Genomic DNA, 18918 nt, shown 5'->3' with positions numbered 1-18918 from the left:
AAGGGGGCGCCACAGCACGGCGCCCCTTTACTTTGTCAGTGAGTGCATCAGGTAATAGTCTTCCGCGCCGTCATTGCCGGTAGCGATCGTCCGCCAGCCGTGTTTGTGGTAAAAGGCCTGCGCCTTCTCATTCTTCACCAGGCATTTCAGCGAGCCGGTGGCAGTGAAGGTTTGCTCCGCCGCCTGCAGCAGGGCGCTACCGACGCCAAGAGGCGGTAGCTGAGGGTCGACATACAGATTGTGAATAAAGTTATCCTGACGATAAATCGAGACGAACCCCAGCCGCTTGCCGTTTTCTTCCGCCACCCAAATGTCCTCACCCAGCGTCGAGCGATCGAAATCCTCCAGTCGGTAATCTTCGGTATCACGCCAGGGAAACGCCGCCTTGCGCGATGCCAGATACAGGGTGCGCAGGAAGGGACGATCGGCCTCTTGGTATTTTCTTATTCGCATGGCGGCTCCTTTTTATTTTTTTGTCACTATAGCGCGATTGACCTCACCGGCGGCAACCCCAATAATGGCCGTCTGACTCGGGGTGCCTCTAGGGGCTGAGATTTTACCCGTATTACCTGATCTGGATTATGCCAGCGTAGGGAAGTCTCGGTGCCCCAACCGGTACCCGCCTTCTTGAACGCCGGTTGGGAGGAATATGCTCGCTCGACCTGATGTTTTCCCCGGCGCCCGCGCCGCGGCCTGTTTAACTCAATTTAAACGCCAATCCCCATTGATTCACTGCCTGACCAACGAAGTGGTGCAGGAACTGACGGCTAACGTGTTGCTGGCGCTCGGTGCTTCCCCGGCGATGGTAGTGGAGCCGACCGAAGCGGCACAGTTCAGCCGTTTGGCGGATGCCTTGCTGGTCAATATTGGCACTCTCAATGCCTCGCGAGCCGAATCCATGCTGGCGGCGATAGAAGCTGCCAATGCGGCAGGTACTCCCTGGACGCTGGATCCGGTCGCCGTCGGTGGGCTGGCGTATCGCACCGCCTTTGCCCAACGTTTGCTGGGCGAAAAGCCGGCGGCAATCCGCGGTAACGCTTCTGAAATCATGGCGCTGAGTGGCCTGCAGGCGAGTGGGCGCGGCGTCGACAGCGCTGACGATTCACTGGCGGCGTTACCGGCTGCGCGGGAGCTGGCGCGAAGCAGTGGGGCCGTGGTGGCGGTGACCGGCGTGGTGGATTACATCACCGACGGCCAGCGTGACTGGGCGGTTGCCGGGGGCGACGTGCTGATGACGCGAGTGGTGGGTACCGGTTGCGCACTTTCGGCCGTGGTGGCGGCATTCTGCAGCCTGCCGGGCGATCGCCTGGACAACGTGGCGACTGCCTGCCGGGTGATGTCACTTTGCAGTGAGTTGGCCACGCGCCGCGCCGCCGGGCCGGGCAGTTTTACCCCGGCATTCCTCGACGCTCTGTACCAACTGCGTCCGGAGGATCTGCAATGAAACGGATTAACGCGTTGACCATCGCCGGTACCGATCCGAGCGGGGGGGCCGGCATCCAGGCCGACCTGAAAGCCTTCTCCGCGCTGGGGGCCTACGGTGCCTCGGTAATTACCGCGCTGGTGGCGCAAAATACCCGCGGCGTGCAGTCGGTGTATAACATCGAACCGGCTTTTGTCGCTGCCCAGCTTGATTCCGTGTTCAGCGATTTGCGTATCGACAGCACCAAGATTGGCATGTTGGCCAACGCCGATATTGTGCAGGCGGTCGCGGAACGTTTACGTCACTATCAGCCGTCGTTTGTGGTACTGGATACGGTGATGCTGGCGAAAAGCGGCGATCCTCTGCTGGCGCCGGAGGCGGTGGAATCGATTCGCCGCGAGCTGTTGCCGCTGGTGTCGATCATTACGCCGAACCTGCCGGAAGCGGCGGCCCTGCTGGAATGCGCCCCGGCGGAAAATGAACGCCAGATGCGTGAGCAGGGGCGAGCACTGTTGGCGATGGGTTGCCAGGCGGTATTGATGAAGGGTGGCCATCTTAGCGAAAGTGAAAGCCCGGACTGGCTGTTCAGTGCGGGACTGGAGCAGCGCTTTACTGCACCGCGCGTAGCGACCCGCCATACGCATGGCACCGGCTGCACGCTGTCTGCCGCATTGGCCGCCCTGCGTCCGCGTCACGACGACTGGGCAGGTACGGTGGCTGCTGCCAAGGATTATCTGCAAAAAGCCTTGCAGCAGGCCGATACGCTGGAAGTGGGGCACGGCATCGGGCCGGTGCATCATTTTCACGCCTGGTGGTGAGCCAACTTTTTGCTACCCTTGTGGTCTGACTAGATCCAGGCCCGGTATTGGCCGGGTGCGATTAAATTTTATCAAGGGAGAAGGCCATGACAGGACAAAACGCACTTCGCGGCGCCATCTTCGGCGCGTTGCTCAGCTTCAGCGTGGGGGGCTTTGCCCAGCAGATCGTCACGACTTCTGATGTGATCCAGCAGCCTGGCTATCAGAGCAGTTGGCAGAATATGGTGAAGGGACAGGCCCGCTTGCCTGGCTGGGCACGCAAAGGGGTGGGGACTTCGACCCCGGCGCAAAGCCTGAGCTGGAAAGGGCAAAACTATCTGGTGGGTAATATCTGTAAACCCCACGACTGCGCCAACAACTTTATGATGGTGGCGTTTAAAGAAGACAAGTCGCAGGCCTGGGCGGTACGCGTCGAGGTGGCGAATAAGCCGGAAGCGATTGATCATCCGAAGAAATACGCCAAATATCAGTGGTTGGGTAAACCGAACGACGACATGAAGGCGCTGCTGAAGCAACAGTTCGAGAATAATCCGGACTGGAAATAAGCGGACTAGAAGCCCCTCTCCCAAAGGAGAGGGGACAAACGGGCAGCATTAGTTAATGCGGTCAGCCGATACCGGCCTGATGCAGGTCGTGCAGGTTGATGGCACCCACCAACACCCCCTCAAGATTGACCACCGGCGCAGCGCTGATGTGCTGTTCGTGCAACGCTTCCAGTGCTTCTCCGGCGCGCCATTGTTCCGGTAAACGGTAGCCGGGGCGGGTGATCGCCGGGCTTAACGCATCCTGCAGGCTATTGCCTTTCACCAGCCAGCGACGCAGGTCGCCGTCGGTAAACACCCCCACCACTTTTTGCTGCGCGTCGCACACTGGCACCAGTCCCAACCCGGTACGGCTCAGTTCCAGCATCGCTTCCATTACGTTGGCGCTTTCGCTGACCTGCGGCAGGCGATCGCCGGTGCGCATCAGGTGATGTACCCGGTTTAGCAGGCGTGCGCCCAGGCTGCCGCCCGGATGCGAACGAGCAAAGTCTTCGGCGTTGAAACCGCGTTGACGCATCAGCGCCATTGCCAGTGCGTCGCCCATCATCAGCGTATTGACCGCGCTGGAGGTTGGCGCCAGCCCCATCGGGCAAGCCTCACGTTCAACGCTGATGTCCAGCATGCAGGCCGCCGCTTGGGCCAGCGGTGACTCTTTGCCGCCGGTAATGGCGATCACCGGGATGTTATTTTCCGCCAGCAGCGGCAGGATCAAATCCAGCTCTTTGGCACGGCCAGAGTAGGAGATAAACACCACCACGTCGTCGGCACCGATCATCCCGAGATCGCCATGCAGCGCTTCCGCCGGGTGCACGAAGAATGACGGGGTGCCGGTACTGGCCAGCGAGGCGGCAATTTTTTTACCGATATGGCCGGATTTACCGATGCCGGAAATCACCGCCTTGCCGCGGCAGTTCAGCAGTAGTTCGCAGGCACAGACGAAGTTGTCGTCCAGTCGTGCCAGCAGGCGTTGTGCTTCGGCCAGCTCAATTTCCAGCGTTTCGCGGGCAAAGGCCAGCAGGGCGGCACTATTACTCATCAGAATCTCCTACCAGAAGGATATTGATGCCTTTCGCTTGCAGCGCGGCGAGATAATCCGGGTTGATGTTTTTATCGGTGATCAGCGTATCGACGGCGCTCAGATCGCAAACCACATTGGGGCTTTTGCGGCCGAATTTTGACGAGTCCACCAGCAGGATAATGCGGCTGGCGGCTTCGCACATCGCCTTGCTGACGTTATGCACTTCGTTAAAGGTGGTGACACCGGCATTGAGATCCACGCCGTCTGCACCGATAAACAGCTTATCAAAGCTGAACTGCTGGAAAGCCGACTCCGCCAGACTGCCGTGGAAGGACGCCGATTTTTTGCGATAAGTGCCGCCGGGCATCAGGATGGTCTGGTCGTTATCCAGCTCCACCAGCGCATTGACGATATGCAGGCTGTTGGTCATTACAGTGATGTTATTGAACTGCGCCAGATGCGGGACCATTTGCAATACCGTACTGCCGGCATCGAATATCAGCGAATCACCGTCGTTGATCAACTTGATGGCGGCGTAGGCGATCTGGCGTTTCTTTTCGGTATTGATATGCGTTTTTCGGTCGATGGGCTGGTCGCCATCGTCGCGGCTGAGCACTACGCCGCCGTAGGTGCGGATCACCTCGCCTTCGTCTTCCAAGAGGGTGAGATCTTTACGAATGGTGGTGCCGGTGGTGGCGAAATGTACCGCCAGGGCATCCACTGCCGTTTTGCCATGTCGCTGCAGATATTCAAGGATAGCGGCCTGTCGCTGCTTTGGTTTCATAGCCCGTCCTGTTCACAAGAGTTGAGCATTTCCCTTTAATGAATAATTCAATATGAAAGGTAATGTCTTTTAATGTGAAAATATCATGATTTAGGGGCAATCGCTAACGATAGTGCTGTCTGGCATGCGCGATCCTCGGGGAAGATCACATCCGGGCTCAGGTCTCTCTGGTGCAGACCATGCAACCGGGCGATTGGCCGCGGTTGGGCAAAAATGGTCAGGCCACGCATCAACATGCTGCCGCAAACTCGCTGTTCCGTATCGAAGGCCAGTGCCAGCACCACCCGTGGCCGAAAGCGCCCACCGGAACGTCCGACACCGACGCTGCCCAATTGGCACAGGCCGTCGAAGGCTCGGTTGAAACGCTGGAGCTGCCACCAACCGAGCGCGATTTGCAGCAGCCAGGCCAGTACGGCGAAGATGATTAATGCCTGGGTCATAGTGTCTCCTGTTTATCTTCCCTCCCCGGACGGAGAGGGAAGTATCGCTAATCAGAACATTACCTGACCGCCGGTAATGTTGATCGACTGCCCCGTGCAATAAGACGCCTTGTCGCTGGCGTAAAACAGCAGGGTATTCAGCACGTCCTGGTAGTCGCAACCGCGTTTTAGCGGCACCTTGTCGGTGTAGTATTTTTCAACTTCATCCGGCGCGATCCCCAGTTTTTGTGCGTATTGCGGCAGTAGCGACTGGAACATTGGCGACTTCAGCAGGTTGCCGAGCATCAGCGAATGCACGGTAATACCGTATTCCGCCAGATCGAGCGCCAGTGACTGGGTCAGCCCGACCCCGCCGAACTTGGCGGCGCTGTAGCCCGAGTTGTGTTTGCTGCCGACCTTGCCGGACTTGGAGTTGATCTGAATGATGCGTCCGGCAAGGCCGTCACGGATCATCAGGCGAGAAAATTCGCGGGCACAGAGAAAATATCCCACCAGATTGACCTGCAGCGAGCGATCAAAATCCCCTAATGGAAAATCGGTGATCGGTGCGGCCTTGGCGATACCGGCGCTGTACACCAACAGATTGGCCTGGCCAAATTTGCTATCCACCGCAGCCGCCAGGGCAATGACGCTTTGTTCATCGGTGGCATCGGCCTGGAAACCCTGCGCGATGCCGGCGCCGTACTGGTGGTTAATCTGCTGCGCCACCTGGTGGGCGTTATCCGCGTTTAAATCGGCTACCGCCACGCGGTAACCCGCCTGCGCCAGTCCCAGGCACAAAAATGCACCTAATGTTTGGCCTCCGCCAATCACTACAGCTACTTCAGACATGGTTTACTCCTTATGCGATAAATTTCAGCGTACTGCCTAACGGGATATCAACCGGCGTGGTACCGGCCACGTGGATAGAGCCGGGAAATTCGGCCTGACTTTCTCCGTCGAAACGCACGGTAAGGTGGCCCAGTTCACGCAGGTTTTGGCTGGCGACGTCGCCAACGGCGGTAATGGGATAACGCTGCTCCGCCAACTCCATCCAGCCGCCTGCCTGCAGTTCGCCGAGGGTATTGCCGTGCCGATGGATGAAGCAAAACTCTTCGATGTCTGCCGGTGCGCCTTCACGGAAGGTGATCAGCATGTCGTCCAGCAGCGCCTCGCGAGCACTGTCGCCAATCTGGGTGATGGTGGTTTGGAAAATAGTGTTCATAGCTAGCCCTTGGCAGTAAAAGTTATTGGTAGATGAAGGCCGAGGCGGCCCAGGCGATCAGCACCGTAGGTGCGCCGGTCAGGAAACGTCCGACCAGAACCGAAGGCACGCCGACCCGCACCGTGTCCTGTTTGGCTTCCGCCAGAGACAGGCCCACCGGGATAAAGTCGCAGGCGGCCTGCGCGTTAATTGCAAATAGCGCGGGCAGCGCCAACTGGGGTGGAATATGACCCAGGCCAATCTGAACCCCGACCAGCACGCCGATCACCTGAGCGATCACCGCGCCAGGGCCGAGGAAGGGCGACAGCAGCGGGAAGGAACAAATCAGCGCCAGCGTTACCAGGCCAATCGGGCTGCTGGCCAATGGCGTCAGGCCGTGGGCAATAAAATCCCCCAGGCCGGAGGCCATGATGATGCCGATCAGCGCCGAGACGAACGCCATAAACGGCAGAATGGTTTTCAGTACCGTGTCGATGGTGTCGCGGCCAGACTGGAAGAACACCGCCACCACCGAGCCCATGCCCATGCCGACTTTTGCCAACAGGCCGTCGCTCTGTTCAGTGATTTTTTTGCTGGTGTCATAATCCCGTCCCTTGGGTTGCGGGGCGGGGGCCGTTTGCGCTGTCTCCGTTGCCGATTCAACCCGGCTGATGTTGCTGTCGCGTACCCCGGAGACGTAAATATCCTCGAGGATAAATTTCGCCAGCGGGCCGGATTGACCGGTAGCGTGGATATTGACCGTCGGAATACGGCGTTTGGGGTACAGACCGCAGCGCAGGGTGCCGCCACAGTCAATGACCATCACGCCAATCTCTTCCGCCGGTGGTTCGCCTTCTTTAAAGCCATCGACGGCCGGCCAGCCGGTCAGTTCGCTAAGCCGGTCGACGATCGACGGGCGAGTACCGGCAGTGATGTACACCACTTTTTTCCCCGGCTCGATCGGTAACTGCAACGGGCCACCCCAGCCGCTATCGCCTTTCTCAATACGGATAAAAGCACTCATGCTGAACTCCACGGATTAAAGTTGTACCTGACGGTCCAGGCGGATGCCCATCTTGCGTTCGAACAGGCTGGTGGTGAGATCGGTTACCCAACCGCGGAAAAAGTTGGTAAACAGGCCAACCAGAAAATAACTCACCGCCAGCGGCCCCAGCGGCAGGCCGAGGGTTGTCAGCCCGCTGGCGATACCGAGGTAAACGAACAGTTCGCCGGGGTTGATATGCGGGAACAGGCCATTCATCGAGTGACAGCTGTAGGACGCCGCCGCGTAGTAGCTGGGTTTGTATTTCTCTGGCATAAAACGGCCGAGGCTGAGAGTCATCGGGTTGCAAAACACAAAGGTGCCGATCAGCGGCAGCAGCAGATAGCGTGAAACCGGGTTCCCCGCGCAGCGCTGCGCCAAGCGTTCGATACGTTCCTGGCCAACAAATTTGATCAGCGCGTTCATAATGACCAACAGGCTGATTAACAAAGGTAAAATGCCGGTCACCATACCGACAAACACTTCACCACCTTTCTGAAACAGGCCGATAAACCATTCGGCGCCGTGGGTGATTAGCTCAATCATTATTGTTCTCCTGAGATGGAAGGTATGGCCTGGAGCGAACGGTGGCTCTGTCGCCATGGGCCTTACACTAATCACTTTATGGATTGATTTGTTTTAAATAGATCACAGTTTGAAAGATAAATATTTTATTGTGAAAGTTAATTATGAAAGAAAAATAAGGTAAAAGCGCGGTAGCCGTCAGGCTAAGCAGAGGGGAGGAGCAGATTAAGGGCATAAAAAAGCCCGGCGAACCGGGCTGGGGGGAACAGGTTTGCGAGTGACGGGATCAGGCGATGGTGACTTTCTTATCCAGATAGGTGTCCTGAACGGCGTTGATCAGCGCGACACCTTCTTTCATTGATTTCTTGAACGCTTTACGCCCCAGAATCAGCCCCATACCGCCTGCGCGCTTGTTGATGACCGCGGTACGCACCGATTCCTGCAGATCGTTTTCACCGGCGGCTCCGCCGGAGTTAATCAACCCGGCGCGGCCCATATAGCAGTTGGCCAACTGGTAACGAACCAGATCGATCGGGTGGTCGGTGGTCAGTTTGCTGTAGACGCGATCGTCGGTATAGCCGAATTTCACCGCGCGGTAACCGCCGTTGTTTTCCGCCATTTTCTGCTTAACGATATCGGCACCGATGGTGGCGGCAATATGGTTGGCCTGGCCGGTGAGATCGGCACTGGAATGGTAATCGACCCCGTCTTTGTTAAATGCCGGGTTACGCAGATAGGCCCACAGCACGGTAACCATGCCCAGTTCGTGGGCGCGCTCGAAGGCGCTTGAGATTTCCTCAATTTGGCGGCGTGACTGCTCTGAACCAAAGTAAATGGTAGCGCCGACCGCGACTGCGCCCATATTGAAAGCCTGCTCGACGCTGGCATACAGGGTTTGGTCATATTGGGTCGGATAGCTCAGGGTTTCGTTGTGGTTCAGTTTGACCAGGAACGGGATTTTGTGGGCATAGCGGCGCGATACCGAAGCCAGCACGCCGTAAGTGGAGGCGACGCAGTTACAGCCGGCTTCAATGGCCAGTTCGACGATATTTTTCGGATCAAAGTACAACGGGTTAGCGGCGAAAGATGCGCCGGCGGAGTGCTCAATCCCCTGGTCAACCGGCAGAATCGACAGGTAACCGGTGCCGGCCAGACGGCCGTGGTTAAGCAGGCTTTGCATCGAACGCAAGACAGTGTTGGGTCGGTTGTTATCGATCATGATCCGGTCGACAAAGTCGGCGCCCGGCAGGTACAGATTTTCAGCAGGGATGGTGGTACAGCGGTGTTGCAACAGGTCTTCCGCTTCCTTTCCTAACAACTGTTCAATATCAGTCATGATTAACTCCTGATTAGCTTCCTAATACACCGGCAGCAAAAAACAGTAAGGTATGAATGGTTGCCCGCGTAGTAAAAAGCAGTGATTGAAGCTGTAAAAACGATAGTAATGAAATCCTGATGGCAAGGAGAAACAATAGATGCGATTGAGAGGAAATGCCATTTGCAAAGCCAAATAGCGGGGGACGATCGCCCCCTGGAAGGTCGGTGCTTGACTATTCGGCGTCGAACCACTCGGTATTTTGCAAAGAGATGGGGGTAATGGAGTAGATCATCTCTTGCAGGTGCTCATGGATGGCACGCTCGGCGGCATCGGCATCCTGGGCTTTCAGCGCGGCAAAAATGCGGTAATGCTGCTGCAGCAGGCTTTCCGGCGGTGATACTTCGCTCAGGCTGAGAAAACGCACCCGGTCCATGGTGGCCTTGATGGTTTCTATGGTCTCCCAGGCTAACGGGCATTCGGCAAACTGGGTGAGCAACTGATGAAATTCATCGTCCAGCGCCAGGAATTCACGCGTCTGCTTGTTCTGCGCCGCCAGCTCCTGACGGTGCAAATTATGCTCCAGCGTCATCAGCTGTTCCTGGGTGATGCGCTCTGCCGCACGGCGCACAATTGCGCATTCTACCGCCTGACGGATAAAGCGTCCGTCGGCCACCCGTTTGGCGGAAATTTTCATCACGAAAGTCCCGCGCTGCGGCAAGATCTGCACCAATCCGGCCTCCGCCAGCTTGATAAAGGCTTCGCGCACCGGTTGGCGAGAAACGCTAAAGCGGGTGGAGATCTCTTTCTCTGACAACAGCGTGCCGGGGGGAATGGTGCAGTCGACGATATCCTTACGCAGGAAACGGTAGATCTGCTGATTAACCGGGAGGCTATTAGTGAGATTGTAGGATTCAGACATGGTGACGATCGGTCATTTGGCTTGGATTTGGATGCCACCATACTAGCAGATTATCTTGCTGCCGCGGCGGATAATTCCTAATGCAACAACCTAACGCTGAGTGGATTCACCCAGCGTTTTATACAGATCAAACTGGCAGTAATCTGGCCACACTCTCTTTGGCCCCCTGCGCCAGCAGCGCCAGATAGGAATCGGTTACGGCACTGACGAATCGTGGGTTATCAGGAAGATCGTGGCCAAACACCGTATCAAGCTGCAGCAGCGCCAGAACCCGCTGCGGGCCTTCGTGGCTGTTGCTGACCAAATCGGCGAGGCGTTCACTTAAGGGATCGCTGATCTCAATCGTCCGGCCTTGTTCATCCTTGCCGCCAACGTAGCGCATCCAACCGGCGACGCCTAAAGCCAGGCAACTGAAATCGCTGCCGTGAGCCAGATGCCAACGAATGGCGTCCAGCATGCGCTGCGGTAGTTTCTGCGTGCCGTCCATGGCGATCTGCCAGGTTCGGTGCTTTAGCACGGCATTGCGGTAACGGGCCAGGAGTGAGTCTGCGTATTGCGTCAAATCCAGGTCGTGAACCTGCAACGTCGATGCCTGCTCTGCCAGCATCAGGTGCCGTGCGGCATTAACGAAACCTTCGTCCTGCATGCAGTCGCTGATATGCGTATAGCCGGCCAAATAACCCAGATAAGCGAGAAACGAATGGCTGCCGTTGAGCATCCGCAGCTTCATTTCTTCGTAGGGCAGCACGTCGCTGACCAGTTCGGCACCGGTCTTTTCCCATGCCGGACGTCCCTGCGGAAAGTTATCTTCGATCACCCATTGGCGGAAGGGCTCACAGGCGACGGCAACCGGATCGGCGATGCCACCGAGTAAAGCCTCGATGTGTTGCCGTGTCTCCACCGTGACAGCCGGGACAATGCGGTCGACCATGGTTGATGGAAACGCGACCTGTTGTTCGACCCAGGTGGCCAGTTCCGCATCCTGCCGCTGAGCCAACTGGCTGAGCAAGTTGCGGGTAACCTGACCGTTGGCCGGCATGTTGTCGCAGGACATCACGGCAAACGCCGGCAGCCCTCGTTCCCGCCGCCGCCGCAGTGCGGCCAGGATCAGACCGGGGGCGGATTGTGGGTGCAGCGGGTGGGCTATGTCATGCTGGATATCAGGATGTTCCGCCAGTAACTGGCCGCTGGCAGGCTGGTAACAGTAGCCTTTTTCACTGATGGTCAGCGAAACGATGGCAACTTCCGGCTGCGCCATGGCCTCGAGCACGGATTCCAGTCCGTCAACCTGCAGGTGTAACGCCTGCCTGACCACGCCGATCACCTGGCCGTGCCAGCCGTCGTTGTCCATTTCGGCGACCGTATACAACAAATTCTGTTGCTGCAGGTCGGCGATTTTTTGCCGGCCGTTGTGCATGCTGATTACGCAGTAACCCCAGTCGCTGGCGTGCTCGTTAGCCAGTTTTTCGGCGTAAACCGCCTGATGCGCACGAAAAAACGCGCCAAAGCCAAGGTGCACGATGCGCGGTTTAATCCTTTCGCGTGAGTAACCCGGTTGCGCAACTGCCGTCGGCAGCAGGCTGTTGCTGGAAAGTGTCATGCTGGAGTTCCTGAAAGTGGGGGCAGAAAACGGGGCGACATTTGTCACCCCGGATGCGTTAGGGTTTTGAGATTTGCGGTTGCACGCTATTGCGTGGCGCTTTGATCACCAGCAGAACCAGCACCGCCCCGAGCGCGGCCACGCCACCCGCCAGCATAAAGGCGCTGTCGAACTTGCCGGTGTTTTGCACAATGTAGCCGGTCACCACCGGGCCAATGATGCCGGAAACGCTGCCGACCAGATGGATAAAGCCGCTGGCGCCACCGACCCGGGATTTATGCACCACGTCCTGGATAATCGCCCAGTAAATCGCGCCGGTGATGTACAGGAAGAAGATCGACACCGACATCAGCATCACCGCCGGTACCACGCTGCTGACGGTACCTGCCAGTGCCACGCAGACAGCCGCCGCCAGCAGGCTGGTGACCAGCACAATCTTGCGTGACAGCAACAGCTTGCCGGTGATATTGAAAATCTTGTCGGAGATATAGCCGCCGAGCGCCAACCCGACAAAGCCGACAATCCACGGGATCATGGTGGTGAGGCTCATTTCCTTGATGTTCAGGTTGTGCGCCTGTACCAGGTAAGACGGGAACCAGCTCAGGAAGAAGAACAGAATATAGTTGTAGCAGAAGAAGGCGAACGCGGTGACCAGAATGATGGGCTGCTTCAGGTAGTAGCCCAGGCCGTGTGCGGCGTTGCTCAGCTCTTCTTCGGCGCTGTGGGTCTCTTCCTTCATCTGGTTAATCAGCGCCAGTTCCTTATCGCTGACGCGTTTGCTTTTCGCCGGGTTATCCGCCACCACGAAGAACCACACCAGCATCCAGACGATGCCGATCGAGCAGATGATCATAAACGCCGGCCGCCAACCGAATGCCAACGCCAGGTAGCCGACGATCGGCCCGGCCACGGCACCGCCCAAAGGGGAACCGGCACTGAGCAGGCCCATCGCGGTCGCCGCCTGTTTCTTCGGGAACCAGCCGTTGATCATTTTATTGGCGGAGGCGCAGATCGGCCCTTCGGCCATGCCGAACAGCACGCGCAGGATCAGCATGGAATAGAAGCCGGTGGCTAATGCCGTCATGCCACAGAAGATAGACCACAGGCCGACGGCGATGCCGAGTACCAACGTCGGGCCGAACTTGTCTACCGCCAGCCCGCCGATAAAGTTAAAGATGGCGTAACCGAAGAAGAAGCTGCCAAAGATGATGCCGAACTGCTCGGCATTCAACATCAGATCCTTTTCGATCATAGGTACGGTGATCGACAGCGCGACGCGGTCGAGGTAGTTGATCATGTAAACCATAAACAGCAGGAATACGATGGTCCAACGCAGGTTTTTAAACATAAATGCACTCCACTTAATGTTGTTTTAATCGCGAAGTTTCATGGTTGTAGAGGGCGCTTTCCTGCCGCCCTCAGCCCTGGTAAATCAATCAGTCAAATTGCAGCAACACCTTGCAGCAGGTGCGCTGATCTTTTTCGAACATTAGCATCGCCTGTTCGACCTCGTTGGCCGGCACGCAGTGAGTAATGAGTTTCTGCGGGTCGATTTTCCCGCTGGCCATCCAATCGATAACCTGTGGGAAGCGTGCACTGTTAAGACGTGAGGAGAAAATCGACAGCTCTTTACTGGTGATGCTTTGTTGGGTAATGGTGCAGGCATCGCCGGAGAACCCCATGATGCCGATGCGCGCTGCCGGGGACGCCAGATTGATCGCCTCTTGCAAAATGGCCGGATGGCAGGCGGCGTCGACGATCAAAGTCGGGCGGATGCCGCGCCGTTCCAGCTCGGCAGGCAATGACGCTTCGGCATTATTGAATGTCCAGTCGGCGCCGTTTTCCTGTGCCATCACCAGTCGTTCATGGATGCGATCGGTGACGATCACCTGTTTCACGCCGTAGACGCCTTTCAGCGTTTGGATCACCGTTAATCCCATCGGCCCGGCCCCGTAGATCAACGCGATATCATCGGCGTTGGGCTGCAGATGGGCAGTGATATTGGCGGCAATGGTGAAGGGTTCGACCATGGCGGCGTGGCGATCGCTGATGCTGTCCGGAATAGGGTAGGCATTGCGCGCTGGGGCACAGGCGTAGTCACTGAAGCCGCCGTCGCGATGCACACCGATCACCTGCAGCTCCGTGCAGACGTTGGGACGACCGATAGAGCAAGGATAGCAATGGCCGCAACTGACAACCGGATCGACCGAGACGCGTTCACCGAGCCGCAGTGGGCTGACATCGCTGCCTACCTGATCAATCACGCCAAAAAACTCGTGGCCGATCACTCGTGGATAGCGGGCGAACGGGTTATGCCCATGGTAAATATGCACATCAGAACCACAGATACCGGCAAATTTAACCTTTACCCGCACTTCGTTGGCCGCCGGTTGCGGCAGGGGGCGCTGTTGGATAGCCAGCAGGCCGGGCTGTTCAATGACCACGCTTTGCATGGCGCTTTCTCCTGTTACCAGTTCCATAGGGTGCCATCCTCCAGGCGCGCGACCGGCAGATAAGCCGGTTCGTACGGATAACGGGCGGCCAGTTTTTCGTCGAACTCAATGCCCAGCCCCGGTTTGTTGCCAGGGTGCATATAGCCGTCGTTAAAGCTCCAGCTATGTGGGAACACTTCAAGCATTTGTTCGGAGTAACCCATGTATTCCTGGACACCGAAGTTCGGCACCCACAGATCAAAGTGCAGCGCCGCAGCCATGCAGATTGGCGACAGATCGGATGGCCCGTGTGACCCGGTGCGCACCTGATACAGCGAAGCAAAATCGGCGATACGGCGCATGCCGGTAATGCCGCCGGCATGGGTGAGGGTGGTGCGGATATAGTCGATCAGTTGTTCTTCAATCAGCTGTTTGCAGTCCCAGATGCTGTTGAACACTTCGCCGACGGCGATCGGCGTGACGGTGTGCTGGCGGATCAGGCGGAAACATTCCTGATTCTCCGCAGGCGTTGGGTCTTCCATCCAGAACAGGCGGTACTGCTCAATGCTTTTACCGAAGCGCGCCGCCTCGATGGGCGTCAGGCGATGGTGCATGTCGTGCAGCAAGTGCTCATCAAAACCAAAGCGGTTGCGCACCGCTTCGAACAGTTTGGGGGTGAAATCGAGGTATTTCTCCGTTGACCACAGCTGTTCTTCCGGCCAGTTGCCCTTGGTGGCGGGCTCGTAAGCCAGCCCCTTGCCTTTGGCCATGCCGTAGGTGGTTTTCATGCCCGGTACGCCGCACTGGGCGCGAATGGCTTTAAAACCCAACTCTTTATGCTTGGCGTAGTCGTCGAGCACTTCGTCGATGGAGTGGCCGGTGGTGTGGCAGTAAACCATTACGCCGGTGCGCGATGCGCCGCCGAGTAACTGATACAGCGGCATGTTGGCGGCTTTGCCCTTGATATCCCATAGCGCCATGTCTACGGCGGAGATGGCAGACATGGTGACCGGGCCGCGCCGCCAGTAAGCGCCTTTATAGAAGAACTGCCAGATGTCTTCGATCTGGTGGGCATCACGGCCAATCAACTGCGGACAGACGTGATCTTTCAGATAGGACGCCACCGGCAGCTCGCGGCCGTTCAGGGTGGCGTCGCCGATGCCGGTAATTCCTTCGTCAGTGGTAATCTTCAGCGTGACAAAATTCCTGCCAGGGCAGGTCACAAAAACCTCTGCGTTGATAATCTTCATACGTCTAATCCTGTTCCCATTGGGCATCATAATGGACGAAAAATACGCCATGAACTAACTACCATACAAGTATGATTTAATGAATTTGCCGGAGAAGATCACATTTTGTCGCGGAAAAAGAGGGGCAGAGCAGATGACCAACAGGGGGCTCAGCGCACAGTCTGAGCCCTATATTAAGCGGTTATTGGGGAGACTGGGTTTGCCCAAGCAGCTCGCAGTTGGGGGGCAGACGGCATTCGATGGCGTTCGGCAGCACTTCAATTCGGAAATGCCTGCCTTTGAGCGGTTCGCCGTCGAGATTAAAGGTCATTTCATGGGGCGCATCGATTTCCAGCCACGGCAGGGCAGCACCGATCACGTTTTTGTTTTCTTCATCGTTAAACAGGCTGGCGATCAGTGTCGGTAACAGTTCGTCAGCAGTCAGCAGCCGCAGTTGCAGCAGGCCATCGTTGATCAGGGCATCCGGGCATAATTGCTGCCCGCCACCGGCCTGCTTGCCATTACCGATACCAATCACCAAAGCGTCACCGGACCAATGGAAATCCGGACCGCGGATCTCGCAGCGATCGGCTTTGAGCGTGTCCATGCGGAGCAAGCCATGGATAAAGTAGGACACGCCGCCCAACGCGGCCTTCAGTTTTTCCGGCGTTTCGGTGGTGATTCGGGTACCAAAACCGCCGGTCGCCATATTGATGAAATAGCGATGATCGTTAACTTTTGCCAGGTCTATCGGGACGGCGCGGCCTTTGACCGCCAACCGCAGCGCCTGTTCCGGCATCAGCGGGATATTGCAGGCCATGGCGAAGTCGTTGGCAGTGCCCAACGGCAGAATGCCCAATACCGGCCGTTCTTTAGCCGGTAACGCGGCCAATGCGGCTGCCACCTCATTGATGGTGCCATCGCCACCACCGGCAATCAGCGTGGCCACCCCAAGTTGACAGGCCTCCTGCACATAGCGCGCGGCGTCACCCTGTTCCCAGGTGACGCGTACGTGCAGGGTTTGGTTCTCATCCCGCAATTTCTGTACCGCCAGGCGAACTTCTTCGTTGCCGGCGCCTTTGCCGTTGATGATAAGCAGCGCTGGTGCTGGTGGATGCATTCCCAATATCTCCCGGCTGTAAACAGATAGGGGGCAACGATAAACTACCCATCAGTGGCAATCCATCAGAATATTCAGTTAATTCTGGCTGGTCGCCGCCTGGCAGAAGTTATTCCTGCAAAATTGACTTAATTTGAGATATGCAAGCTAGATAAGTTAGCGATTATTGTTAATGGATTAATTAATTGCTACCGCATTATTTTTATATCATCAGAAGAACGGCAGATTATTAAAAGTGGATAACATGACGATTTGAATAAGGGAGCGTTATATTAGCGAGGCTATAAGGAATCGTGGGCTGAAACCAAAGAAAAAGCCAGTCCAAGGGAGATTGGACCGGCTAAGGAGGTGGTTCCTAGTATTGCTATGCAAATATTTTTCGTTCTTAGTTTTAAGCAGCCTGATGTTAACCAAGCTGCGCACTAATTGATGTGATCTAATTCTAATATTTGCCAAAAACCAGCATTAAAAGATAGCGGGCGGAATTTTTACACCGCAGGGCTATTGGTATCCGGCAAATTTCGGATCAGCAATGCGTAATTGAGATCGATATCTGACGGAATGGGTAAATAAACGATATGCCCGTTGCCCGGTGCCACGTCGATCGCTTCACCTTTCTTATTTTGCATGCTCTCCAGGGTAAACAATACGTTACCGCCGGGAGTCATCATCTCGACACTATCGCCGACCATGAACTTGTTTTTCACGTCTACTTCTGCCCAACCGTCACGGCGGACGCCGGTGAATTCACCGACAAACTGCTGGCGTTCAGACAGTGAGGAACCGTAATCGTAGTTTTGCTGGGCTTCGTGCACATGGCGACGCAGGAAACCTTCGGTGTAACCCCGGTGCGCCAAACCTTCCAGCGTGGTGAGCAGGGTGGGATCGAATGGTTTGCCCGCGACGGCGTCGTCGATGGCGCGGCGATAGACTTGTGCGGTGCGTGCGCAGTAGTAGAAGGATTTGGTGCGGCCTTCGATTTTCAGCGAATGCACGCCGAGCTGAGTCAGGCGTTCCACATGCTGGATGGCACGTAAATCCTTCGAGTTCATGATGTAGGTGCCGTGTTCATCTTCAAAGGCGCTCATGTACTCATCCGGTTTTTGCGCTTCGGACAGCATAAACACTTTATCGGTCGGCGCACCGATGCCCAGCGTCGGCTCTACGGTTTGTACCGGGATTGGCTCATGCATATGAACGATGTTACCGGTCTCGTCCTCTTTGCCTTCTTCCGCTTTGTACTGCCAGCGGCAGGCGTTGGTGCAGGTGCCCTGATTGGGGTCGCGTTTGTTGATATAACCGGACAACAGGCAGCGGCCGGAGTAGGCCATGCACAGGGCACCGTGGACAAATATTTCCAGCTCCATTTCCGGTACCTGGGTGCGGATCTCGGCGATCTCCTCCAGCGACAGCTCACGCGACAGGATCACTCGCGTCAGCCCCATTTGCTGCCAGAATTTCACCGTCGCCCAGTTAACCGCGTTCGCCTGTACCGACAAATGAATGTCCATCTGCGGGAAGGCTTCGCGCACCATCATGATCAGGCCTGGATCGGACATGATCAGCGCGTCCGGGCCCATGTCGATCACCGGTTTAAGATCGCGCAGGAAGGTTTTCAGCTTGGCGTTGTGCGGGGCGATATTCACCACCACGTAGAATCTTTTGCCCAGCGCGTGGGCTTCGTTAATCCCCTGTGCCAGATTCTCGTGATTGAATTCGTTATTGCGCACCCGCAGGCTGTAACGCGGTTGGCCGGCATAAACGGCGTCCGCACCATAGGCAAAGGCGTAACGCATGTTTTTCAGCGTCCCCGCCGGGGAGAGGAGTTCCGGTGTAAACATAATGAGTCTCGGTCTGATTTCAGGTCAGTACCGCACCACCAAATGGCGCAGTAAAAGCGGGGGATTGTAGCGACAGAGCGGCAAGAAATCAGCAGGTAACCGGATTTATTACAGGGAGATTGATCCTGGTCATAAGAAAAACGCGCGATGGCGACCATCGCGCGTCGCTCAGATGATGTTATGCGCTCAAATCGCGCACGTCGGTGTTCGGGCCGTTTTTGATTACCGACTGAATGCCGTTTTTTGCAGCAGTTTCAGAGCTGTACATTTCGCTGACGCCGATCACCTGATGGTTTTTGGCTTTCAGCACAAAGTAAGGCTGATTGCTGGTGCTGTGCTTGATTTCATATTGCGCTTCGTGGGGAGAATTGGTTTGCACCGAGGCAATGCCATTCTCCGCCGAGGCCTTGCTGGCGTACATCTCACTGGCCAGAATGATTTCGCCATTACTGGCTTTCAGGTTGAAGTGATACTGTCCATTCTTTGCTTTTTTCAGCTCATAGTGACCGTTTGCCATGGTTCCTCTCCTGTGGGTTCCGATAAGTGATGTAAGTGTAGCCAATAGCTTGAAATTGGGCGGCTAATAAACCTGACTTGCGCACCATAGCGCAAAAAACAGGCAATTTTTTTGCGCTGGCGTTGAGTTTCAGCCAGCGAAAAGTGCTGTAGCACGAGAAGCTAATG

General features: G+C 56.5%; 20 protein-coding genes and 1 riboswitch. Of the genes, 3 read left to right on the top strand and 17 right to left on the bottom strand.

Annotation, left to right across the window (positions count from 1 at the left end; genetic code table 11):
- Window positions 1-27 precede the first annotated feature (27 nt).
- Window positions 28-453, bottom strand: a complete 426-nt coding sequence (locus tag SERS4_RS0119020; RefSeq protein ID WP_017893661.1) for a GNAT family N-acetyltransferase — start codon at window positions 451-453, stop codon at window positions 28-30.
- 68 nt (window positions 454-521) lie between these two features.
- Window positions 522-613: riboswitch (TPP riboswitch) on the top strand.
- Between the two features lie 36 nt (window positions 614-649).
- Between SERS4_RS0119020 and thiM the strand changes: the two genes are divergently transcribed.
- The 3 genes from thiM (at window position 650) to SERS4_RS0119005 (ending at window position 2786) form a co-directional block, all read left to right on the top strand.
- Entirely contained in the window at window positions 650-1444 is a 795-nt protein-coding gene (thiM, locus tag SERS4_RS0119015; protein ID WP_017893660.1) for a hydroxyethylthiazole kinase, read from the top strand.
- Window positions 1441-2241: a bifunctional hydroxymethylpyrimidine kinase/phosphomethylpyrimidine kinase gene (gene thiD, locus SERS4_RS0119010; RefSeq protein ID WP_017893659.1), complete on the top strand. Its 801-nt coding sequence runs from the start codon at window positions 1441-1443 to the stop codon at window positions 2239-2241. The genes thiM and thiD overlap by 4 nt, the downstream gene beginning before the upstream one ends.
- An 86-nt stretch (window positions 2242-2327) precedes the next feature.
- On the top strand, window positions 2328-2786 hold the full coding sequence (locus SERS4_RS0119005; RefSeq protein ID WP_012146284.1) for an inhibitor of vertebrate lysozyme family protein: 459 nt from the start codon (window positions 2328-2330) through the stop codon (window positions 2784-2786).
- Window positions 2787-2847: 61 nt separating this feature from the next.
- Here SERS4_RS0119005 and gutQ read toward each other — a convergent pair whose 3' ends face one another.
- From gutQ to SERS4_RS0118925, 16 genes are all read right to left on the bottom strand, one after another.
- A complete protein-coding gene (gene gutQ / locus SERS4_RS0119000) occupies window positions 2848-3819 on the bottom strand; it encodes an arabinose-5-phosphate isomerase GutQ (protein ID WP_017893658.1) in 972 nt (323 codons plus the stop codon).
- Window positions 3812-4585, bottom strand: a complete 774-nt coding sequence (locus SERS4_RS0118995) for a DNA-binding transcriptional repressor (RefSeq protein ID WP_012146282.1) — start codon at window positions 4583-4585, stop codon at window positions 3812-3814. The genes gutQ and SERS4_RS0118995 overlap by 8 nt, the downstream gene beginning before the upstream one ends.
- A gap of 83 nt (window positions 4586-4668) precedes the next feature.
- On the bottom strand, window positions 4669-5025 hold the full coding sequence (gene gutM / locus SERS4_RS26545; RefSeq protein WP_071593037.1) for a transcriptional regulator GutM: 357 nt from the start codon (window positions 5023-5025) through the stop codon (window positions 4669-4671).
- Between the two features lie 51 nt (window positions 5026-5076).
- Entirely contained in the window at window positions 5077-5856 is a 780-nt protein-coding gene (gene srlD / locus SERS4_RS0118985) for a sorbitol-6-phosphate dehydrogenase (protein ID WP_017893656.1), read from the bottom strand.
- 10 nt (window positions 5857-5866) lie between these two features.
- Window positions 5867-6229 carry a PTS glucitol/sorbitol transporter subunit IIA gene (srlB, locus tag SERS4_RS0118980; protein ID WP_012146279.1) on the bottom strand — a complete coding sequence of 121 codons (363 nt, stop codon included), beginning with the start codon at window positions 6227-6229 and terminating at the stop codon, window positions 5867-5869.
- A 22-nt stretch (window positions 6230-6251) separates the two neighbouring features.
- Window positions 6252-7232, bottom strand: coding sequence for a PTS glucitol/sorbitol transporter subunit IIB (locus tag SERS4_RS0118975; RefSeq protein ID WP_017893655.1), 981 nt, complete (start codon window positions 7230-7232; stop codon window positions 6252-6254).
- Between the two features lie 15 nt (window positions 7233-7247).
- Entirely contained in the window at window positions 7248-7796 is a 549-nt protein-coding gene (locus SERS4_RS0118970; protein ID WP_004941528.1) for a PTS glucitol/sorbitol transporter subunit IIC, read from the bottom strand.
- 265 nt (window positions 7797-8061) lie between these two features.
- Window positions 8062-9111 (bottom strand): class I fructose-bisphosphate aldolase, encoded by a 1050-nt coding sequence (gene fbaB, locus SERS4_RS0118965; protein WP_017893654.1) that lies wholly within the window; start codon window positions 9109-9111, stop codon window positions 8062-8064.
- A 214-nt stretch (window positions 9112-9325) separates the two neighbouring features.
- Window positions 9326-10012, bottom strand: a complete 687-nt coding sequence (locus SERS4_RS0118960) for a GntR family transcriptional regulator (protein ID WP_017893653.1) — start codon at window positions 10010-10012, stop codon at window positions 9326-9328.
- 127 nt (window positions 10013-10139) lie between these two features.
- Window positions 10140-11612 carry a mannitol dehydrogenase family protein gene (locus SERS4_RS0118955; protein ID WP_017893652.1) on the bottom strand — a complete coding sequence of 491 codons (1473 nt, stop codon included), beginning with the start codon at window positions 11610-11612 and terminating at the stop codon, window positions 10140-10142.
- A gap of 58 nt (window positions 11613-11670) precedes the next feature.
- Window positions 11671-12960: an MFS transporter gene (locus SERS4_RS0118950; protein ID WP_012146274.1), complete on the bottom strand. Its 1290-nt coding sequence runs from the start codon at window positions 12958-12960 to the stop codon at window positions 11671-11673.
- A gap of 88 nt (window positions 12961-13048) precedes the next feature.
- Window positions 13049-14065, bottom strand: coding sequence for a Zn-dependent oxidoreductase (locus SERS4_RS0118945; protein ID WP_017893651.1), 1017 nt, complete (start codon window positions 14063-14065; stop codon window positions 13049-13051).
- A gap of 14 nt (window positions 14066-14079) precedes the next feature.
- Complete coding sequence (manD, locus tag SERS4_RS0118940) at window positions 14080-15294, bottom strand: D-mannonate dehydratase ManD (protein WP_012146272.1); 1215 nt, start codon at window positions 15292-15294, stop codon at window positions 14080-14082.
- A 181-nt stretch (window positions 15295-15475) separates the two neighbouring features.
- Window positions 15476-16393 (bottom strand): lipid kinase YegS, encoded by a 918-nt coding sequence (yegS, locus tag SERS4_RS0118935; protein ID WP_017893650.1) that lies wholly within the window; start codon window positions 16391-16393, stop codon window positions 15476-15478.
- A gap of 488 nt (window positions 16394-16881) precedes the next feature.
- The gene (gene yegQ, locus SERS4_RS0118930) at window positions 16882-18234 is read right to left on the bottom strand and encodes a tRNA 5-hydroxyuridine modification protein YegQ (RefSeq protein WP_026142487.1); all 1353 of its coding nucleotides are present in this window, start codon (window positions 18232-18234) and stop codon (window positions 16882-16884) included.
- A 178-nt stretch (window positions 18235-18412) separates the two neighbouring features.
- Window positions 18413-18751, bottom strand: coding sequence for a YegP family protein (locus SERS4_RS0118925; protein WP_017893648.1), 339 nt, complete (start codon window positions 18749-18751; stop codon window positions 18413-18415).
- Window positions 18752-18918: the final 167 nt, after the last annotated feature.

This window comes from Serratia sp. S4, assembly GCF_000347995.1.
Lineage (GTDB): Bacteria > Pseudomonadota > Gammaproteobacteria > Enterobacterales > Enterobacteriaceae > Serratia > Serratia quinivorans.
This window is presented reverse-complemented; position numbering and strand designations above follow the sequence as displayed.

Excerpts from the sequence above, each read along its gene's own strand:
- SERS4_RS0119020 (WP_017893661.1), bottom strand. The coding sequence starts at position 453 with ATGCGAATAAGAAAATACCAAGAGGCCGATCGTCCCTTCCTGCGCACC.
- thiM (WP_017893660.1), top strand. The coding sequence starts at position 650 with ATGCTCGCTCGACCTGATGTTTTCCCCGGCGCCCGCGCCGCGGCCTGT.
- thiD (WP_017893659.1), top strand. The coding sequence starts at position 1,441 with ATGAAACGGATTAACGCGTTGACCATCGCCGGTACCGATCCGAGCGGG.
- SERS4_RS0119005 (WP_012146284.1), top strand. The coding sequence starts at position 2,328 with ATGACAGGACAAAACGCACTTCGCGGCGCCATCTTCGGCGCGTTGCTC.
- gutQ (WP_017893658.1), bottom strand. The coding sequence starts at position 3,819 with ATGAGTAATAGTGCCGCCCTGCTGGCCTTTGCCCGCGAAACGCTGGAA.
- SERS4_RS0118995 (WP_012146282.1), bottom strand. The coding sequence starts at position 4,585 with ATGAAACCAAAGCAGCGACAGGCCGCTATCCTTGAATATCTGCAGCGA.
- gutM (WP_071593037.1), bottom strand. The coding sequence starts at position 5,025 with ATGACCCAGGCATTAATCATCTTCGCCGTACTGGCCTGGCTGCTGCAA.
- srlD (WP_017893656.1), bottom strand. The coding sequence starts at position 5,856 with ATGTCTGAAGTAGCTGTAGTGATTGGCGGAGGCCAAACATTAGGTGCA.
- srlB (WP_012146279.1), bottom strand. The coding sequence starts at position 6,229 with ATGAACACTATTTTCCAAACCACCATCACCCAGATTGGCGACAGTGCT.
- SERS4_RS0118975 (WP_017893655.1), bottom strand. The coding sequence starts at position 7,232 with ATGAGTGCTTTTATCCGTATTGAGAAAGGCGATAGCGGCTGGGGTGGC.
- SERS4_RS0118970 (WP_004941528.1), bottom strand. The coding sequence starts at position 7,796 with ATGATTGAGCTAATCACCCACGGCGCCGAATGGTTTATCGGCCTGTTT.
- fbaB (WP_017893654.1), bottom strand. The coding sequence starts at position 9,111 with ATGACTGATATTGAACAGTTGTTAGGAAAGGAAGCGGAAGACCTGTTG.
- SERS4_RS0118960 (WP_017893653.1), bottom strand. The coding sequence starts at position 10,012 with ATGTCTGAATCCTACAATCTCACTAATAGCCTCCCGGTTAATCAGCAG.
- SERS4_RS0118955 (WP_017893652.1), bottom strand. The coding sequence starts at position 11,612 with ATGACACTTTCCAGCAACAGCCTGCTGCCGACGGCAGTTGCGCAACCG.
- SERS4_RS0118950 (WP_012146274.1), bottom strand. The coding sequence starts at position 12,960 with ATGTTTAAAAACCTGCGTTGGACCATCGTATTCCTGCTGTTTATGGTT.
- SERS4_RS0118945 (WP_017893651.1), bottom strand. The coding sequence starts at position 14,065 with ATGCAAAGCGTGGTCATTGAACAGCCCGGCCTGCTGGCTATCCAACAG.
- manD (WP_012146272.1), bottom strand. The coding sequence starts at position 15,294 with ATGAAGATTATCAACGCAGAGGTTTTTGTGACCTGCCCTGGCAGGAAT.
- yegS (WP_017893650.1), bottom strand. The coding sequence starts at position 16,393 with ATGCATCCACCAGCACCAGCGCTGCTTATCATCAACGGCAAAGGCGCC.
- yegQ (WP_026142487.1), bottom strand. The coding sequence starts at position 18,234 with ATGTTTACACCGGAACTCCTCTCCCCGGCGGGGACGCTGAAAAACATG.
- SERS4_RS0118925 (WP_017893648.1), bottom strand. The coding sequence starts at position 18,751 with ATGGCAAACGGTCACTATGAGCTGAAAAAAGCAAAGAATGGACAGTAT.